This window comes from Microvirga flavescens, assembly GCF_003290125.1.
In the GTDB taxonomy this organism is placed as follows: domain Bacteria; phylum Pseudomonadota; class Alphaproteobacteria; order Rhizobiales; family Beijerinckiaceae; genus Microvirga; species Microvirga flavescens.
The window spans coordinates 193,394-211,288 of the sequence record NZ_QMKH01000006.1; the positions used below are offsets into that span (position 1 = coordinate 193,394).

15 protein-coding genes are annotated in these 17,895 nt (G+C 62.9%); 14 read left to right on the top strand and 1 reads right to left on the bottom strand.

Annotation, left to right across the window (positions count from 1 at the left end):
- Positions 1-396 precede the first annotated feature (396 nt).
- From proS to DQW91_RS13220, 3 genes are read left to right on the top strand one after another with little or no spacing between them, the layout of a single operon-like run.
- Entirely contained in the window at positions 397-1,725 is a 1,329-nt protein-coding gene (proS, locus tag DQW91_RS13210) for a proline--tRNA ligase (protein ID WP_112664110.1), read from the top strand.
- 9 nt (positions 1,726-1,734) lie between these two features.
- Positions 1,735-3,009: a lipoprotein-releasing ABC transporter permease subunit gene (locus DQW91_RS13215; protein WP_112664111.1), complete on the top strand. Its 1,275-nt coding sequence runs from the start codon at positions 1,735-1,737 to the stop codon at positions 3,007-3,009.
- 3 nt (positions 3,010-3,012) lie between these two features.
- On the top strand, positions 3,013-3,708 hold the full coding sequence (locus DQW91_RS13220) for an ABC transporter ATP-binding protein (RefSeq protein ID WP_112664112.1): 696 nt from the start codon (positions 3,013-3,015) through the stop codon (positions 3,706-3,708).
- Between the two features lie 63 nt (positions 3,709-3,771).
- Here DQW91_RS13220 and DQW91_RS13225 read toward each other — a convergent pair whose 3' ends face one another.
- A complete protein-coding gene (locus DQW91_RS13225; RefSeq protein ID WP_112664113.1) occupies positions 3,772-4,227 on the bottom strand; it encodes a DUF6998 domain-containing protein in 456 nt (151 codons plus the stop codon).
- A gap of 516 nt (positions 4,228-4,743) precedes the next feature.
- Between DQW91_RS13225 and dnaE the strand changes: the two genes are divergently transcribed.
- From dnaE to rseP, 11 genes are all read left to right on the top strand, one after another.
- Positions 4,744-8,217, top strand: a complete 3,474-nt coding sequence (gene dnaE, locus DQW91_RS13230) for a DNA polymerase III subunit alpha (RefSeq protein WP_112664114.1) — start codon at positions 4,744-4,746, stop codon at positions 8,215-8,217.
- A gap of 80 nt (positions 8,218-8,297) precedes the next feature.
- Entirely contained in the window at positions 8,298-9,272 is a 975-nt protein-coding gene (locus DQW91_RS13235; protein ID WP_245411023.1) for an ABC transporter ATP-binding protein, read from the top strand.
- A complete protein-coding gene (locus tag DQW91_RS13240; RefSeq protein ID WP_112664116.1) occupies positions 9,269-10,030 on the top strand; it encodes an ABC transporter permease in 762 nt (253 codons plus the stop codon). The genes DQW91_RS13235 and DQW91_RS13240 overlap by 4 nt, the downstream gene beginning before the upstream one ends.
- A 238-nt stretch (positions 10,031-10,268) precedes the next feature.
- Positions 10,269-11,279 carry a 30S ribosomal protein S2 gene (locus tag DQW91_RS13245; RefSeq protein ID WP_112664117.1) on the top strand — a complete coding sequence of 337 codons (1,011 nt, stop codon included), beginning with the start codon at positions 10,269-10,271 and terminating at the stop codon, positions 11,277-11,279.
- A 109-nt stretch (positions 11,280-11,388) separates the two neighbouring features.
- Positions 11,389-12,318, top strand: a complete 930-nt coding sequence (gene tsf, locus DQW91_RS13250; RefSeq protein WP_112664118.1) for a translation elongation factor Ts — start codon at positions 11,389-11,391, stop codon at positions 12,316-12,318.
- 134 nt (positions 12,319-12,452) lie between these two features.
- A complete protein-coding gene (pyrH, locus tag DQW91_RS13255; protein WP_112664119.1) occupies positions 12,453-13,166 on the top strand; it encodes a UMP kinase in 714 nt (237 codons plus the stop codon).
- A 58-nt stretch (positions 13,167-13,224) separates the two neighbouring features.
- A complete protein-coding gene (gene frr, locus DQW91_RS13260; RefSeq protein ID WP_112664120.1) occupies positions 13,225-13,785 on the top strand; it encodes a ribosome recycling factor in 561 nt (186 codons plus the stop codon).
- Between the two features lie 33 nt (positions 13,786-13,818).
- Entirely contained in the window at positions 13,819-14,586 is a 768-nt protein-coding gene (locus DQW91_RS13265) for an isoprenyl transferase (RefSeq protein WP_112664121.1), read from the top strand.
- A 1-nt stretch (position 14,587) separates the two neighbouring features.
- On the top strand, positions 14,588-15,442 hold the full coding sequence (locus DQW91_RS13270) for a phosphatidate cytidylyltransferase (protein ID WP_112664122.1): 855 nt from the start codon (positions 14,588-14,590) through the stop codon (positions 15,440-15,442).
- 8 nt (positions 15,443-15,450) lie between these two features.
- Positions 15,451-16,629, top strand: a complete 1,179-nt coding sequence (gene dxr, locus DQW91_RS13275; protein ID WP_112664123.1) for a 1-deoxy-D-xylulose-5-phosphate reductoisomerase — start codon at positions 15,451-15,453, stop codon at positions 16,627-16,629.
- Between the two features lie 19 nt (positions 16,630-16,648).
- Entirely contained in the window at positions 16,649-17,812 is a 1,164-nt protein-coding gene (rseP, locus tag DQW91_RS13280; RefSeq protein WP_112664124.1) for an RIP metalloprotease RseP, read from the top strand.
- The last annotated feature ends 83 nt before the right edge of the window (positions 17,813-17,895 follow it).

The following is a 17,895-nucleotide window of genomic DNA, read 5'->3' on the forward strand; positions in this document are numbered from 1 at the left end:
GGAGACGGGTCTGCTTTTCACGTTGCTGGAAAAGAAAAAGCAAGGCTTTCGCCTTGCCTAGCTGCCTTTTTGGCAATTTTCGGTTCCCGGCTTTTTGAGCCGTCGCCTGTTCCTGGCGAACTGGGACCCTATCCTCCCGAAACTCGGACCGCGGCCTCTGGCGCATTGACGTCTGAGACTTTCAGTGGGTCGGTTATAAACGTGTTAACCGTGAGTGTCACCACTTTTTAGGCAGCCTCTGGCGCGAATTTCGGCACATATCATATTGATCTTTCGTCTAATGATCTGGCGAAGGGCCTTAAGAGCGCGATCCCGGCTTGTCTTTTGGCCGGCGGCTGTGTTGTGTGCTGAATTACGAGTCGAAACTCCAATTCCTACTTGATCCGAAGGCGTTCCATGCGTTTGAGCCGTTATTTCCTGCCGATCCTCCGTGAAACGCCGAAAGAGGCGGAGATCGTCTCTCACCGTCTGATGCTGCGCGCCGGCATGATCCGCCAGGAAGCGGCGGGTCTCTATGCCTGGCTACCGCTCGGCCTGAGGGTGCTCAACAAGATCAACGCTATCATCCGCGAGGAGCAGAACCGCTCCGGGGCCATCGAACTCCTGATGCCGACGATCCAGTCGGCGGATCTGTGGCGCGAATCCGGCCGCTACGACGCCTACGGCAAGGAAATGCTGCGCATTCAGGATCGGCACGACCGCGAGATGCTGTTCGGCCCGACGAACGAGGAAATGATTACGGAGATCTTCCGGGGCTATGTGCGCTCCTACAAGGATCTGCCGCTCAACCTCTATCACATCCAGTGGAAGTTCCGGGACGAGGTGCGCCCGCGCTTCGGCGTCATGCGTTCGCGCGAGTTCCTGATGAAGGATGCCTATTCCTTCGACATCGACCAGGCCGGCGCGCGCCACTCCTACAACAAGATGTTCGTCGCTTACTTGCGCACCTTCGCCCGCATGGGCCTGAAGGCGATCCCGATGAAGGCCGATACGGGCCCCATCGGCGGCGACCTGAGCCACGAATTCATCATTCTTGCCTCCACCGGTGAGAGCGAGGTGTTCTGCCACAAGGACTATCTCGATTTCGACATTCCGGCGGTCAATACCGATTTCGATAACATCTCGGCTCTCCAGGGCATCGTCGACAAGTGGACGTCGCTCTACGCCGCGACCTCCGAGATGCACGACGCTTCCGCCTTCGAGGGTCTGCCTTCGGAGAAAAAGGTTTCCGCGCGCGGCATCGAGGTCGGCCACATCTTCTACTTCGGCACCAAGTACTCGAAGCCGATGGGCGCGAAGGTCATGGGACCGGACGGTCAGGAGCACGAGGTCCACATGGGCTCCTACGGCATCGGCCCGAGCCGCCTCATCGCCGCGATCATCGAGGCGAGCCACGACGAGAACGGTATCGTGTGGCCTGACGCCATCGCACCTTTCGATGTGGCGCTCCTCAACCTGAAGGCGGGCGATGCCGCGACGGACGAGGCTTGCGAGAAGCTCTATCGCGAGCTCGGTGCGGCGGGCGTTGACGTATTCTACGACGACCGCGACGAGCGACCCGGCGCGAAATTCGCCACCGCCGATCTCATCGGCATTCCGTGGCAGGTCATCATCGGGCCGAAGAGCCTCGCCGAGGGCAATGTGGAACTGAAGCGCCGCGCCACGGGCGAGAAGGAAGTGCTGCCGCTCGCCGACGTGGTCGCGCGCCTGACCAGGAAGGCCTGACGGGTCCCGATGGCAGGCGAAACCCCTTCATCGACAAAGCCTTTCGCTCCCTTCGAGTGGATGATCGCGGGGCGTTATTTGCGCACGCGCCGCCGCGAAGGGTTCGTGTCGGTGATCGCGGGCTTCTCCTTCCTCGGCATCATGCTCGGCGTTGCGACGCTGATCGTGGTGCTCTCGGTCATGAACGGCTTCCGCAAGGAATTGCTGGACAAGATCGTTGGCATCAACGGCCATCTCTTCGTCGCGCCCCTCGAGTCGCCCCTGACCGACTATGCGGAGGTGGCAAAGCGCATCGCCGCAGTACCCGGCGTCAAGCTCGCAATTCCGCTGGTCGAAGGGCAGGCCTTCGGCTCGTCGCCCTATGGCGGCAGCGGCGTTCTGGTGCGGGGCATCCGGGCGGAGGACCTGAAGAAGGTCCACAGCATCGCCGACAACATCCGGCAGGGCACCCTCGACGGGTTCGACACGGGCGAGGGCGTCGCCATCGGGCGCCGCCTGTCTGAGTCGCTTGCCCTGCAGGCGGGTGACACCTTCACCCTCATCACCCCACGCGGAGCCTCGACGCCGTTCGGCACCGCGCCGCGCGTGAAAGGCTATCCGGTGAAGGCGGTGTTCGAGATCGGCATGTCCGAATTCGACTCCAGCTTCGTCTACCTGCCGCTGACAGAGGCGCAGAGCTACTTCAACCGCCAGGGCGATGTGAACGTCATCGAGGTCTATCTCGACAACGCGGACAAGGTCGACGAGGCCCGCGACGCCATCGAGAAGGTCGCCGGACGCCAGATCCTCATCACCGACTGGCGGCAGCGCAACCGCACCTTCTTCGGCGCGCTGGAAGTGGAACGGAACGTGATGTTCCTCATCCTCACGCTCATCGTGCTGGTTGCGGCGCTCAACATCATTTCCGGCCTCATCATGCTGGTGAAGGACAAGTCGAGCGACATCGCGATCCTGCGCACGATGGGGGCGACGCGCGGCACCATCATGCGCGTGTTCCTCATCACCGGCGCGTCCATCGGCGTCGTCGGAACCATCGCGGGGTTCTCGCTCGGGCTGCTGCTCGCCTTGAACGTGGAGCGCATCCGCAGCTTCGTCTCGTGGCTCACGAACACCAATCTTTTCCCCGCCGAACTCTACTTCCTGAGCAGCTTGCCCGCGGAGGTGGATCCGGCTGAGGTGATGACCGTGCTCTTCATGGCGATGGCGCTTTCCTTGCTCGCGACGGTCTATCCGTCCTGGCGGGCGGCGAAACTCGATCCGGTAGAGGCGTTGAGGTACGGATAAGCCATGTCAGCCTCTCAGCCTCAACCCGCCCTTTATCTCGCCCAGGTCGAGCGCCGTTACCCGCAAGGGGAGGGCTTTCTCGAAGTGCTGCGCGGCGCGGACCTCGCCATCTGGCCGGGGGAAATCGTCGCTCTCATCGCGCCCTCCGGCACCGGCAAGTCGACGCTCCTGCATGTCGCGGGCCTGCTCGAAAAGCCCGATGGCGGCGAGGTCTATGTCGGCGGGCAACCGACCGCCGGAATGAACGATGCCGAGCGCACGCGCATTCGCCGCGAGGACCTGGGCTTCGTCTACCAGTTCCACCACTTGCTGCCTGAGTTCTCCGCGCTGGAGAACGTCGTTATTCCGCAGCTCGTGCGCGGCCTCGACAAGAAGGAAGCGCAGGAGCGCGCATCGCAGATCCTCACCTTCCTCGGCCTCGGGCCGCGCCTGTCACATCGCCCTGGCGAACTCTCCGGCGGCGAGCAGCAGCGCGTGGCGATCGCCCGCGCGGTGGCGAACGCGCCGCGTCTCCTGCTGGCCGACGAGCCCACCGGCAATCTCGACCCGCAGACGGCAGACCGCGTGTTCCAGACACTTGTCTCCATCGTCCGCGCCTCGCGCCTTGCGGCTCTGATCGCCACCCATAACCTGGATCTCGCCGCCCGTATGGACCGCCGCGTGACCATCAAGGACGGGCAGATCGTCCAGTTGCGGTGAGGGCGCGGACTTCCGCGTGGCGCGTGTAATCGAAGCTGCAAAACTGGCTATCGGTGGCGGCTACTAACTGATCCGTCGTGGAACGCGCTCTTTGGCGGAGACTTTTTGCGATAATTGCTGGAACTTTTGAATTGGAAAGGACAGCAGCTCTTTGCCGTATCCCTTTCTGTGGCCAAAGGCATCGGTCAGGATACGGCCGGGGCCGTTGTAAATAACTTCATGGCTGCCGTCCTTGTAGAGCTTGAGACCAAGATAAAGCACCGGCTCTTGCCTGATCGTTAGCGAGTCCTTGAAGGTCGCTTTGATCTGCACTTTTCTGCCATCGCTTGTGACACCATCATGGAGCTTTTGTTGGACACCGTCCAAGGTGATGTCGAATTCTCTCGCAGCGATGATTTCGCCGATGTCGCCGACCAGACGGCCATCGATCGTAAAGTGCCGCTTGTAGTCCGAGATCTCTCGAAGCTGATCGATTCCCCCGAAAATGGATGTCAAGGCAACTTGCAGCTTGTCTCTCATGGAACTTCCTTAGTGTGACCAATCGCATGGACCTCAACGGCTCTTATGAAGTCGCATCATACAGTTCCAACAGTTTCCGGGATTCGACGCGGCAACGGTGATCTGAATGCGCAAGCCCTCTTGCACAACCTAAAGATGATTGAGTTCGTTTTGCAGCCCGGGTCCCTCGGTTCCCGCTTAACGCTTCGTTGACTCACCCGAAAACTGAACTTTTCCTCCGCTTTACACAGAACATACAATGAACAATAATGAACATTATGGGAACACGGAGGAAAAGCCATGCTTCGCGCCTTGCTCGAAACGACCGCTGAAATCACTTCGCTGACGATCTTTGGAAGTGCCGTCGCCATCTGGGCGATGCTGCTTTCGCCTATCGCGTAATCCCCGGACTTCACACATATCCAGAAGGCGGGCCGAAAAAACCGGGTGGGATCGTTCCGGTGAGGCGGTTCGCTCTCTGGTGAGGGGCGGTGGGCCTGTGCGAGAATGAGCCCACGCCTTTGAGTCGGGTTTTTCATGTCGCGCATTCTGCAAGAAATCGGCTTCGTGCATCTGCACGTCCACTCGTCCTATTCGCTCCTCGAGGGGGCGATGAAGATCGAGTACCTGGCGAAGCTCGCCGCCGCCGACAAGCAGCCGGCACTCGCGCTGACCGATACGAACAATCTCTTCGGCGCGCTGGAGTTCTCGCAGAAGCTGTCGGGCATGGGCATTCAGCCCATTGCTGGATTGCAGCTCTCCGTCCTCTTCGAGGAGCCGGACCCTGCGGCGCGGGTGCAACCGCAGCCCTCCGACATCGTTCTTCTCGCCCAGACGGACGAGGGCTATCGCAATCTCATGCGGCTTGTGAGCCGCGCCTATTTCGACGTGCCGCTCGGCGATGCGCCGCAAGTGGCGGCGGCCACCCTCGCCAAGCATTGCGAGGGTCTCATCGCGCTCACCGGCGGCTGGACCGGGCCGCTCGATACGGCCCTGCGCAATGGGGCGCGGGAGGATCTCGCGCAGGCGCGGCTCGATATTCTCAAGCATGCCTTCGGCCATCAGCTCTACGTTGAAATCCAGCGCCACTCCTTCAACGAGCAGCGCATGGTGGAAGGCGCGCTGATCGAGCTTGCCGATCGCAACGGCCTGCCGCTCGTCGCCACCAACGAGCCGTTCTTCAAGGCGCCCTCCGATTTCGAGGCGCATGACGCGCTGCTCGCCATCGCAGCGGGACGTCTCGTCTCCGACGAGAACCGCCGCCGCCTGACGCCGGATCACCATTTCAAAACCCGCCAGCAGATGATGGAGCTGTTCCACGATCTGCCGGACGCGCTGCAATCGAGCGTCGAGATCGCGATGCGTTGTTCGACGCGGGTCAACACGCACAAGCCCATCCTGCCGAGTTTCGGCACGGGGCCGGATGCGGTGACATTGGATGAGGGCGAGGAGTTGCAGCGGCAGGCGGAGGAGGGGCTCGCCAAGCGTCTCGCCGCACACGGCCCAGCGCCGGGGCTGACCGAGCAGGATTATCACGACCGCCTCGCGTTCGAGATCGGCATCATCCGCAAGATGAAGTTCCCCGGCTACTTCCTGATCGTGGCGGACTTCATCAAGTGGGCGAAGGATCACGATATTCCGGTGGGGCCGGGGCGCGGCTCGGGTGCGGGCTCGCTTGTCGCCTACGCGCTCACCATCACCGACCTCGATCCAATACGTTTCAGTTTGCTGTTCGAGCGCTTCCTCAACCCCGAACGCGTGTCGATGCCTGACTTCGATATCGACTTCTGCGTCGATAACCGCGAGCGCGTGATCGAGTACGTGCAGAAGCGTTATGGTGAGGAACAGGTCGCGCAGATCATCACCTTCGGTACGCTGCTCGCGCGCGGCGTGATGCGCGACGTCGGCCGCGTACTTGAAATGCCCTACGGCCAGGTGGACAAGCTCACCAAGCTCGTGCCGCAGAACCCGGCCAACCCCGTGACGCTGGCGCAGGCCATCGAGGGCGAGCCGCGTTTGCAGGCGGCCATCGAGGAGGAGCCCGTCGTCAAGCGGATGCTCGACATCGCGCAAAATCTCGAGGGCCTTCACCGCCACGCCTCCACACACGCCGCAGGCGTCGTGATCGGCGATCGCCCGTTGCAGGAGTTGGTGCCGCTCTACCGAGACCCGAAGACCGGCATGCGCGTGACCCAGTTCAACATGAAGTGGGTCGAGCAGGCCGGCCTCGTGAAGTTCGACTTCCTCGGCCTCAAGACGCTTACCGTGCTGCGCACGGCGGTCGATCTCATCAAACGCCGCGACATCCACATCGACCTGTCGGCTCTGCCGCTCGATGACAAGAAAACCTACGAGATGCTGCGCCGGGGCGAGACGGTCGGCGTGTTCCAGGTGGAAAGTGCCGGCATGCGCAAGGCGCTGGTCGAGATGGAGGCCGACCGGTTTGAGGACATCATCGCTCTCGTGGCGCTCTACCGTCCGGGCCCGATGGCGAACATCCCCGTTTACTGCGCCCGCAAGCTCGGCAAGGACGAGCACAACAAGAAGGGTTGGTATCCTCACGACAAGCTTGAGCCGATCCTGCGCGAGACCTTCGGCATCATCGTCTACCAGGAGCAGGTGATGGAGGTCGCGAAGGTCCTCTCGGGCTATTCGCTCGGGGACGCGGATCTTCTGCGCCGCGCAATGGGTAAGAAGATCAAGGCCGAGATGGACGCGCAGCGCGAGCGCTTCGTGTCAGGCGCCATCGGGGGCAATCTCGACAAGTCGAAGGCCAATGAGATCTTCGACCTTCTGGCGAAGTTCGCGGATTACGGCTTCAACAAGAGTCACGCGGCGGCCTATGCGCTCGTCGCGTTCCAGACGGCTTATCTGAAGGCGAACTTCCCCGTCGAGTTCATGGCGGGGTCCATGACGATGGATCTCGACAACACGGATAAACTCGCGGAATTCCGTCGCGAGGCTCAGCGTCTCGGCATCAAAGTCCTGCCCCCGTGCGTCAACCGCTCCGGCGTGGTGTTCGACGTGCGTTACGACGCTGAAGGAAATGGCTCGATCCTTTACGCGCTCGCCGCGGTGAAGGGCGTCGGGCGGCAGGCCGTTGAAAGTCTCGTGGAAGCGCGCGGCGACAAGCCCTTCAAGGACCTCGCGGATTTCGCGCGGCGCATCAATCCGCGCCAGCTCAACAAGCGCACCCTCGAAAACCTCATCGCCGCCGGCGCGCTCGATGCGCTGGAGCCCGATCGCGCCAAGGCGCATGCCTCCATCGACGCCATGATGAGCCTTGCGCAGCAGGCAGCGGAAGCAGCGAACGGTGGCATGAGCGACATGTTCGGCGGCGTTGCCTCCGACGATGTGCAGTTGCGCATCCCCTCATTCGAGCCATGGCCCGCCTCGGTGAAGCTGCAGAAGGAATACGACGCGGTCGGCTTCTTCCTCTCCGGCCACCCGCTCGATGAATACGGCGAGCTTCTGAAGAAGCTGCGCGTTCAGACCTGGGCGGATTTCTCGCGCTCGGTGAAGGCGGGCAATTCCGTGGGCAAGGTGGCGGCCACCGTCCTCGACCGGCAGGAGCGCCGCACCAAGAGCGGCAACAAGATGGGCATTCTCACCCTGTCGGATCAGACCGGGCATTTCGAGGCGATCATCTTCTCCGAGGGCCTCGTGCGTTTGCGCGAAGTGCTGGAGCCCGGCAACGCCGTGGTGCTCATGCTGCAGGCGGGCGTCGAGGGCGAGGAGGTGCGCGCCCGCATCGGCATGGCCGAGCCTCTGGAGGAGGCCATCGCGAAGCACCAGAAAGGCATGCGCATTTTCTTGCGCGACGAGCGCCCCATCGCCAGCGTTCAGGAGCGCCTGAAGACGCGCGGGGAGGGCGAGGTGTCCCTCGTGCTCATTCTTGATGAGGGCGAACGCGAGGTGGAAGTGAAGCTCCCCGGCAAGTACATGGCCTCGCCCCAGATCGCGGGCGCGCTCCGCGCCGTGCCGGGGGTTGTGGATGTGCAGATGAATTAGCGCGCCTCGGAAGGCGACGCTTTCCAGACGGAAATGCCGCGAACTTCTGCACCGTTGTCTTTCGTGCTACCAGCGCTCCCATGAATCATGCGCTCGACAACAGACAAGCCTCACCCGCTGGCGAGATGGGAGACGCGGTCATCCGCGTTTCCGGGCTCAACAAGGTCTACACATCCGGCCTTCATGCGCTGAAAGACGTGGATCTGGAGATCCGGCAGGGGGAGATCTTCGCGCTTCTCGGCCCGAACGGGGCGGGGAAGACGACGCTCATCAGCGTGATCTGCGGCATCGTCAATCCGAGTTCCGGCACGGTGCTGGCGAGCGGGCACGATGTCGTGCGCGATTACCGCATCACCCGCTCGCTCATCGGCCTCGTGCCGCAGGAACTCTCCACCGATGCCTTCGAGAGCGTGTGGGACACGGTGACGTTCAGCCGGGGCCTGTTCGGCAAGCCGCGCAACCCGGCCTATATCGAGAAGATTTTGAAGGACCTGTCTCTCTGGGAGAAGAAGGACAGCAGGATCATGACCCTCTCCGGCGGCATGAAACGCCGGGTCATGATCGCGAAAGCTCTCTCCCATGAGCCGCGCATTCTCTTCCTCGATGAGCCGACGGCGGGCGTCGACGTGGAACTGCGCCGGGACATGTGGGAGATGGTGCGGGGCTTGAGGGCGAGCGGCGTCACCATCATCCTCACCACCCACTACATCGAGGAAGCCGAGGAGATGGCCGATCGGATCGGGGTGATCCGCAAGGGCGAGCTCATCCTGGTCGAGGAGAAGGCGGCGCTGATGCGCAAGCTCGGCCGCAAGCAGATGACCCTGCAGCTGCGCTCGCCGCTCGCCGCATTGCCGCCCGCGCTTGCTGGTTTCGATCTGGAGCTGTCCGAGGGTGGAACGAAGCTCGTCTATACCTTCGACGGGCAAAGGGACGAGACCGGGATTCCCGAATTGCTGCGCCTTCTGGGAGAGCAGGGGATCGACTGGAAGGATCTTCAGACGGCCCAGAGTTCGCTCGAGGACATTTTCGTCAACCTGGTCAGGGGGCGCGCATGAACATTTACGCCATCAGGGCCATCTATCTTTTCGAGATGGCGCGTACCTGGCGCACGCTCATGGAGAGCATCGCCTCGCCGATTTTGTCCACGTCTCTCTATTTCATCGTCTTCGGCTCGGCCATCGGCTCGCGGATCGCGGACGTAGACGGCGTCAGCTACGGCGCGTTCATCGTGCCGGGCCTCATCATGCTCTCCATTCTCACCGAGAGCATCTCGAACGCGGCTTTCGGTATCTATATGCCGAAATTCTCGGGCACGATCTATGAGTTGCTGTCGGCCCCGGTCTCCGCGCTGGAGGCCATCATCGGCTATGTGGGAGCTGCGGCAACGAAGTCGATCATTCTGGGCGCCATCATCCTCGTGACCGCGCGCCTGTTCGTGGATTTCTCCATCGAACATCCGGTCTGGATGGTGGCCTTCCTCATCCTGACCTCCATCACCTTCAGCCTGTTCGGCTTCATCATCGGCATCTGGGCGGACAGTTTCCAGAAGCTGCAGATCATTCCGATGATGATCGTGACGCCCCTGACGTTCCTGGGCGGGAGCTTCTATTCCATCACCATGTTGCCGCCGTTCTGGCAAAAGGTCGCCCTGTTCAACCCGGTGGTCTACCTCGTCAGCGGCTTCCGCTGGAGCTTCTTTGGCGCTGCGGACGTGAACGTGGCTGTCAGCCTCGGCATGACCCTCCTCTTCATGCTGGCCTGCCTGACAGGCATCTGGTGGATCTTCAGGACGGGCTACCGCATCAAGGCCTGAGGGCAGGGGGCTGGGCCAAGTTTCTCGCCTCAAACGTCCGGTTTTGCGGGCTCTTTCAGCGCTCCGAGGGGCACTGCTGGGGCCGGGGGCGGTGCTTTTGACTTGCCTTTCCCCGATTCCTCGCCTATACGCGCGCCCATCCCACACGCGGAGTTGGCCTCATGCCTGAATGAGGCTTCTGGTGCCGGTCCATTCAGGGCCGGGTCATGCTCCGCGGAGGCTTAACCGGAGAATACAAATGTCGCTTCCCGAATTTTCGATGCGCTCGCTGCTTGAGGCTGGCGCTCACTTTGGCCACCAGGCCCACCGTTGGAACCCGAAGATGGGTCAATACATCTTCGGAACCCGCAACAACATCCACATCATCGACCTCGCCCAGACGGTCCCGATGCTGCACCGCGCCCTTCAGGCCGTGAGCGACACGGTGGCCAAGGGTGGTCGCGTGCTGTTCGTCGGCACCAAGCGCCAGGCTTCCGACGCCGTGGCCGATGCCGCCAAGCGCTCGGCCCAGTATTATGTGAACTCCCGCTGGCTCGGCGGCATGCTCACCAACTGGAAGACCATTTCGGGCTCGATCCAGCGTCTGCGCAAGGTCGACGAGATCATCGCCACCGGCGGCCAGGGCCTCACCAAGAAGGAGCGCCTGATGCTCTCCCGTGAAAAGGAGAAGCTCGAGCGCGCCCTTGGCGGCATCAAGGACATGGGCGGCACGCCCGACCTGATCTTCGTCATCGACACCAACAAGGAGCAGCTGGCGATCCAGGAGGCCAAGCGCCTCGGTATCCCGGTGGCCGCTATCGTCGACACTAACTGCGATCCGGACGGCATCACCTTCCCGGTTCCGGCCAACGACGACGCGGGCCGCGCCATTGCTCTCTATTGCGACCTGATCGCCCGCGCCGCTCTTGACGGCATCTCCCGTGGCGCTGGCGCCATGGGCATCGACGTCGGCGCGTCCGAAAACCCGATGCAGGAAGAGCTTCCGGCTGCCGATCTCGGCGCTGCTTCTGGCGAGGCTTTCGAGCGTCTGGCCGCTCCGCGCGGCGCTCCGGACGATCTGACCAAGCTCACGGGTGTCGGCCCGCAGCTCGAGAAGAAACTGAACGAAGCCGGCATCTTCCACTACTGGCAGCTCGCCGCCGCGACCGCGGCCGACGCCGCTGGCCTCGACAAGGATCTCAAGCTCAACGGCCGCCTGGACCGTGACGGCTGGATCGCCCAGTCCCGCGCCCTGATCGAGGCCGCGTAAGGCTTGACCGGCGCCGTCCTCACGATGGCGCCCCTTGAGTTGAATTGATCTTGCCCGGCGTTCCCTGAGCGCCGGGCTCCCTATATGTGAACCCGAGAAAGGAACAGGCATGGCGACTATTACCGCTGCGATGGTGAAGGAACTGCGCGAAGCGACGAGCGCCGGCATGATGGATTGCAAGGCGGCCCTCGCCGAAACCAATGGCGACATGGAAGCCGCCATCGACTGGCTCCGCAAGAAGGGCCTTTCGAAGGCTGCGAAGAAGGCCGGCCGTGTGGCTGCCGAGGGTCTGGTGGCCGTTGAGTCCGCCGGTCACACCGCTGCGATCCTCGAAGTGAATTCCGAGACGGACTTCGTTGCCCGCAACGATTCCTTCCAGGCTTTTGCTCGCGAAGCCGCCAAGATCGCCCTGAACGGCGACGGCACCGTGGAAGGCCTCGAGGCCGCTCACTTCCCCGGCTCCTCCACGACCGTGAAGGACCGCCTGCAGGAGCTCATCGCCACCATCGGCGAAAACATGACCCTGCGCCGTGTCGCCAAGCTCCAGGTCTCGAAGGGTTTCATCGCGTCTTACGTCCACAACGCGGTCAACGAAGGCCTCGGCAAGATCGGCGTGCTCGTCGCGCTTGAGTCGGAAGGCGACGTGACGGTTCTGGGCAGCCTCGGCCGCCAGATCGCCATGCACGTTGCCGCGACGAACCCGGTGGCCGTCGATGCCTCGGGCGTCGATGCCGCGACCGTCGAGCGTGAGAGCGCGATCCTTCGCGAGAAGAACGCCGGCAAGCCGGACAACGTTCTCGCCAAGATCATCGAGAGCGGCCTCAAGAGCTACTACAAGGAAGTCACGCTCATCGAGCAGGCTTTCGTGCACGATCCTTCTAAGTCCATCGCTCAGGTGCTGAAGGAAGCCGAGTCGAAGGCCGGCAAGCCGGTCACGCTCACGGGCTTCGTCCGCTATGCCCTCGGCGAGGGCATCGAGAAGGAGGAAGCTCCTGACTTCGCCGCCGAGGTCGCTGCGGCGGCCGGCGTAAAAGCCTAAAATCAAACGATCTCAAACGGCGGCTCTTGAGCCGCCGTTTTCATGAGAGGCCTTGCGCGGCCGGGGAAGGGCGGTTTCGCGCTTTCCGGGCTGCGTAGGATCGAATAGCGATAAGACAACAAGGGAGGTCTGCAGTGGCACGTTTCCGGCGCATTCTGGTGAAGCTCTCGGGCGAGGCCTTGATGGCCCCCGACGGATATTGGCTCGATCCGCAGACCCTTTCCGGCCTTGCCGAGGATCTCGCCAACGCCACCCGCGCCGGGTTCGAGATTGCCCTCGTGATCGGCGGCGGCAACATCATTCGCGGCGCGCGCATGAGCACCGCCGGCTGGATCGACCGCCCGACAGCCGATTCGATGGGCATGCTCGGCACTGTGATGAATTCGCTGGCTATCGAGACGGCGCTCAACGCGGCAGGAGTCTTCGCGCGCACCATGTCGGCGGTGTCCATGCCGACGATCTGCGAGACCTATGCGCGCCAGCCTGCTCTCCACCACCTCGACAAGGGGCAGGTGGTCGTGCTGGCGGGTGGCACGGGCAACCCGTTTTTCACCACCGACACCGCCGCCGTGCTGCGCGCCGCCGAGCTTCGCTGCGATGCGGTTCTGAAGGCCACGCAGGTGGACGGCGTCTATTCCGCCGACCCGAAGAAGGATCCGAATGCGGTGCGCTTCGACCGGCTGACCCATGACGAGGCCATCGCCAAGGACCTGAAGGTGATGGACACCGCCGCCTTCGCGCTGGCGCGGGAGAGCCGTCTTCCCGTCATCGTTGGCTCGGTTCACGCGCCGAGTTCGGTGACAGCAATCCTTCAGGGCACCGTGCCGTCCACCATCGTGGCCCCTTGATGCGCGGGCGCGGGCAGCGTAAGGCCCTTGTCCAAATGAGGTTTGAGGAAAATACACCATGACCACGACTTTCGACCTTGGTGAAGTCAAGCGCCGCATGCAGGGCGCGATCAACGCCTTCAAAAACGACCTTGCGAGCCTTCGCACGGGCCGCGCGTCGCCGAATCTGCTCGATCCCTTGCAGATCGACGCCTATGGCTCCCTGATGCCCATCTCGCAGGTGGCGACGGTGAGCGTGCCCGAACCGCGCCTTCTCAGCGTGCAGGTCTGGGATCGCGGCATGGTCGCAGCTGTTGAAAAGGCGATCCGCGAATCCGATCTTGGTCTCAATCCGCAGACCGAAGGCCAGATCATCCGTCTGCGCATTCCGGAAATGAACGAGCAGCGCCGCAAGGAAATGGTCAAGGTCGCGCACAAGTATGCGGAGGAGTCGAAGGTCGCCATCCGCCACGTGCGCCGCGACGGTCTCGATTTGCTCAAGAAGCTCGAAAAAGACCACGCGATCAGCGAGGATGACGGCAAGCGCCACGCGGATCAGGTGCAAAAGGCAACTGATCAGTTCGTTTCCGAGGTCGATACCCTTGTCGCGGCCAAGGAAAAGGAGATCATGCACGTCTAAGTCCTTCGGACGTGCAGTGGGTTTGATGGTGACATGAGCGGAGAAGCCAAGCTGTCGGCTCCATCCCTTGCTCTCCGCGAAACGGGCGGCGAGGTGCCGACGCACGTCGCCATCATCATGGACGGCAATGGCCGCTGGGCCGCCAAGCGCGGGCTTCCCCGGTTCGAGGGACATCGGCGGGGCGTCGAGGCGATCCGGCGGGCCGTGCGCAGCGCCATCGGTCTCGGTATCAAGTATCTCACCGTCTACAGCTTCTCCTCGGAGAACTGGCGCCGGCCAGCTCAAGAGGTCGCGGACCTCATGGGGCTGCTGAAGCGCTTCGTGCGGCACGATCTCGCCGATCTTCACGCCCATAACGTGCGGGTCAGGATCATTGGCGAACGGGAGGGACTTTCTCCCGATATCCGTGCCCTGCTGGACGAGGCCGAGGCGCTGACTCGCGAGAACACCGCCCTGACCCTCGTGATCGCCTTCAATTACGGCGGGCGGCAGGAAATTACCCGCGCCGTGCGCGCGCTGGCCGAGAAGGTGAAGGCGGGCGATCTCGAGCCGTCCGCTATCGACCTCGACAGCATCGAGGCTCACCTCGACACGCAAGGCATTCCGGACCCGGATCTCGTTATCCGCACGTCCGGCGAGCAGCGGGTGTCCAACTTCCTGATCTGGCAGACCGCCTATTCGGAATTCGTGTTCATTCCCGATTTCTGGCCCGATTTCGACGACAACACCTTCAGGGCGGCCCTCGATGAATACAGCCGCCGTGACCGTCGTTTCGGCGGTTTGAGCGCCCGGGCCGTCTGACATGGCGGGGGGCGAGGAGGGCGCGGCAAAGCCGACCGCGGGGTTTGCTTCCAGCGAGCTTGGAAAGCGCGTCGCTTCCGCCATCGTGCTCATCCCCATCGCTTTGGCTGCAGCCTGGCAGGGAGGCTGGGCTTTCGCCCTGTTCTGGCTTGCCGCCGGCATCGCTACGGCCTGGGAATGGACAAACATGACGCGGGTCGCACCGCGCCTGCCCGTTCAGGCCGTGCTCGGCGTCGGCCTTACGGTTCTGACTGTTCTTCTGCTCACGGATGCCTCGTTCGTCGCCTTCGCCGGCGTTTGTGCGCTGACCCTTCTGGCTGCGGCGCTCTTGTCGGAGGGGCGGGAGGGCAAGTTCTGGGCCCTAACGGGCTTCGCTTATGCGGTCGTTCTTACTCTCGTACCGCCGATCGTCCGAGAGCACCCCAATCTCGGCCTTCCGGGGCTGTTGTGGATGTTCGCGGTGGTGTGGTCGACCGACATCGCAGCCTATTTCACCGGGCGCTCGCTCGGCGGCCCGAAATTGTGGCCGCGCGTTAGCCCGAAGAAAACCTGGTCCGGCTTTGCGGGCGGGCTTCTTGCGGCGGCCGTGGCCGGTTTTCTGGTGGCGTGGGGCGTTCAGAAGCTTGGCCTGATGCCTCCTTTCAGCCTTAGAAACGTGGTGATGCTCTCCCTTGTCGCTTCCGTCGCCAGCCAGTTGGGCGACCTTGGCGAATCCGCCCTCAAGCGGCATTGCGACGTCAAGGATTCGAGCCATCTCATTCCGGGGCATGGCGGTGTCATGGACCGGCTCGACGGATTCTGGGCTGTCGCCCTGATCCTCGGCATTGTTTTGCTGATCATTCGGTTTGCGTCGTAAAAAAGTTGATGACCCGCACCCTCACCATTCTCGGAGCCACCGGCTCCATCGGCCGTTCTACGGCCGATGTCGTTTTGGCCCATCGGGACGAATTCCGTGTCGAAGCCGTCGTCGGCGGCAAGGACGCCAAGGCCCTTGCGGCGATGGCGAAGCGCCTTGACGCGAAATTCGCCGCGCTCGCCGACGAGGCTGGCCTGTCCGATCTGCGCGCGGAACTCGCAGACTCCGGCATCGAATCCGGAGCAGGGGATTCGGCTCTCATCGAGGCCGTGGACCGGGATGCCGAAATCGTTCTTGCCGCCATCAGCGGCACGGCAGGGCTTCGCCCGACCCATGCCGCCTTGAAGCCGGGACGGCGCATCGCGCTCGCCAACAAGGAAAGCCTCGTCTGCGCCGGGCAGGCCTTCATGGCCGACGCCCGCCGCCTCGGCGTCGAGGTCATGCCGGTCGATTCAGAGCATAACGCGCTCGATCAGGCTTTCGCCGCTGGGCAGGGCAAGGATGTCGAGAAGGCGGTCATCACCGCGACCGGCGGGCCGTTCCGCACCTGGAGCCGCGAGCGGATCGCCGCCGCGTCTCCCGCCGAGGCTGCGGCTCACCCGGTCTGGTCGATGGGCTCGAAAATCAACATCGACTCGGCGACTTTGATGAATAAGGGCCTCGAACTTATTGAGGCGCATCATCTTTTCGACCTTGGCGCCGATCAGCTCGACGTTCTCGTCCACCCGGAGGCCATCGTCCACGGTCTCGTGCAGTGGAGCGACGGAGCGCTGACGGCGGGCCTTGCCTTGCCCGACATGAAGGTGCCTATCGCCAATGCCCTGCGTCACCGGCAGCGCCTTGCAATGGACCTTCCCCGTCTCGATCTTGCCTCTATCGGGCGTTTGAGTTTCGAGCGGGCCGACGAAGACCGCTTTCCCTGCCTTGCGGCGGCGCGGGCGGCCCTCAAGGCTGGAGGAGCGATGCCGACCGTCCTGAATGCCGCGAACGAGATTGCCGTCGCGGCCTTCATGGGCGGCAAAATCGCATTTTACGATATATATGAAATTGTTGAGAGCGTTTGCTCATCTTTTGCGGCAAGGCAGCTCCAGGCCCCGGCCACGGTGGCCGAGGCGCTTGCCATCGATGAGGAAGCGCGGCGGGCCGCCTCCGCCCGTCTCGGTGAGAGAGTAATGGCGCCGGTCTGACGGCGCGAAAGGAACGGCTATGGATCTGCTCGCAACCATCGGCGGGGCGACGAATTCCTTGCTCCTGACGATTGTCTCCTTCCTGATCGTCCTTGGGGTCGTCGTCTTCGTCCACGAGTTCGGCCACTTCTGGGTCGGCCGCCGCTGCGGCGTCGGCGTGACGGCGTTTTCCATCGGGTTCGGGCCGGAGCTTGCGGGCTGGAACGACAGGCACGGCACGCGCTGGAAGCTCTGCGCGATTCCCCTCGGTGGGTACGTGAAATTCGTCGGAGACCTCAACGCGGCGAGCGTCCCGGACAACGACGAAGTCCAGCGGATGCCGGAGGAGGAAAGGGCGATCAGCTTTCCCTTCCAGCCCCTGTGGAAGCGCGCGGCCATCGTCGCGGCGGGGCCGGTTGCGAACTTCATCCTCGCCATCGCGATTTTCTCGGGCCTCAATTATGCGATGGGCCGCCAGGTCATAGAACCGCGCATTGAGCTGGTGCAGGCGAACAGCGCCGCTGAGCGGGCGGGTTTCAAGCCGCACGATCTCATCCTCTCCATCAACGGCAGTGCCATCGAGACCTTCGCGGACATGCAGCGCTGGGTCAGCGCGAGGGCGGGCGAGACCCTGAATTTCGTTGTGGAGCGGGACGGGCGGCAGGTTCCGCTCGAGGCGGTTCCTGACCTGAAGGAGCAGGAGACGCCCTTCGGCAAGCAGCGGATCGGCCTTCTCGGATTGCAGGCCTCCCGCGACCCTGCCTCCATCAAGACGATGACCTACACGCCGCTCGGGGCTCTGAAATCAGGCGCGCTTGAGACCTGGTACGTGGTCGACCGCACCTTCGATTACATGGGCAAGCTGATCTCCGGCCGGGAATCGGCGGATCAGCTCTCCGGCCCGATTCGGATCGCCCAGGTTTCGGGACAGGTGGCTAGCCTCGGCGGCGTGGGCGGGCTCATCAGCCTTGTAGCGGTCCTGTCCGTTTCGATTGGGCTTATTAACCTTTTTCCCGTTCCGCTCTTGGATGGCGGGCACCTTCTGTTCTACGCCATTGAGGCGGTTCGTGGCCGGCCCTTGAGCGAAAAAGCCCAGGAAATCGGCTTCCGGATCGGTTTTGCCATCGTGGCGATGCTCATGTTGTTCGCGACCTGGAATGATATTGTTCACCTTGGTGCAACATTTATCACCCGCGGGACGTGACAAGGACGCCACGCTAGGCAAAAATGACACTCTGTTGGGGATAGCGCCGTTTGCATTAGCGGCGAAAGTTTGTACAAGCGGGA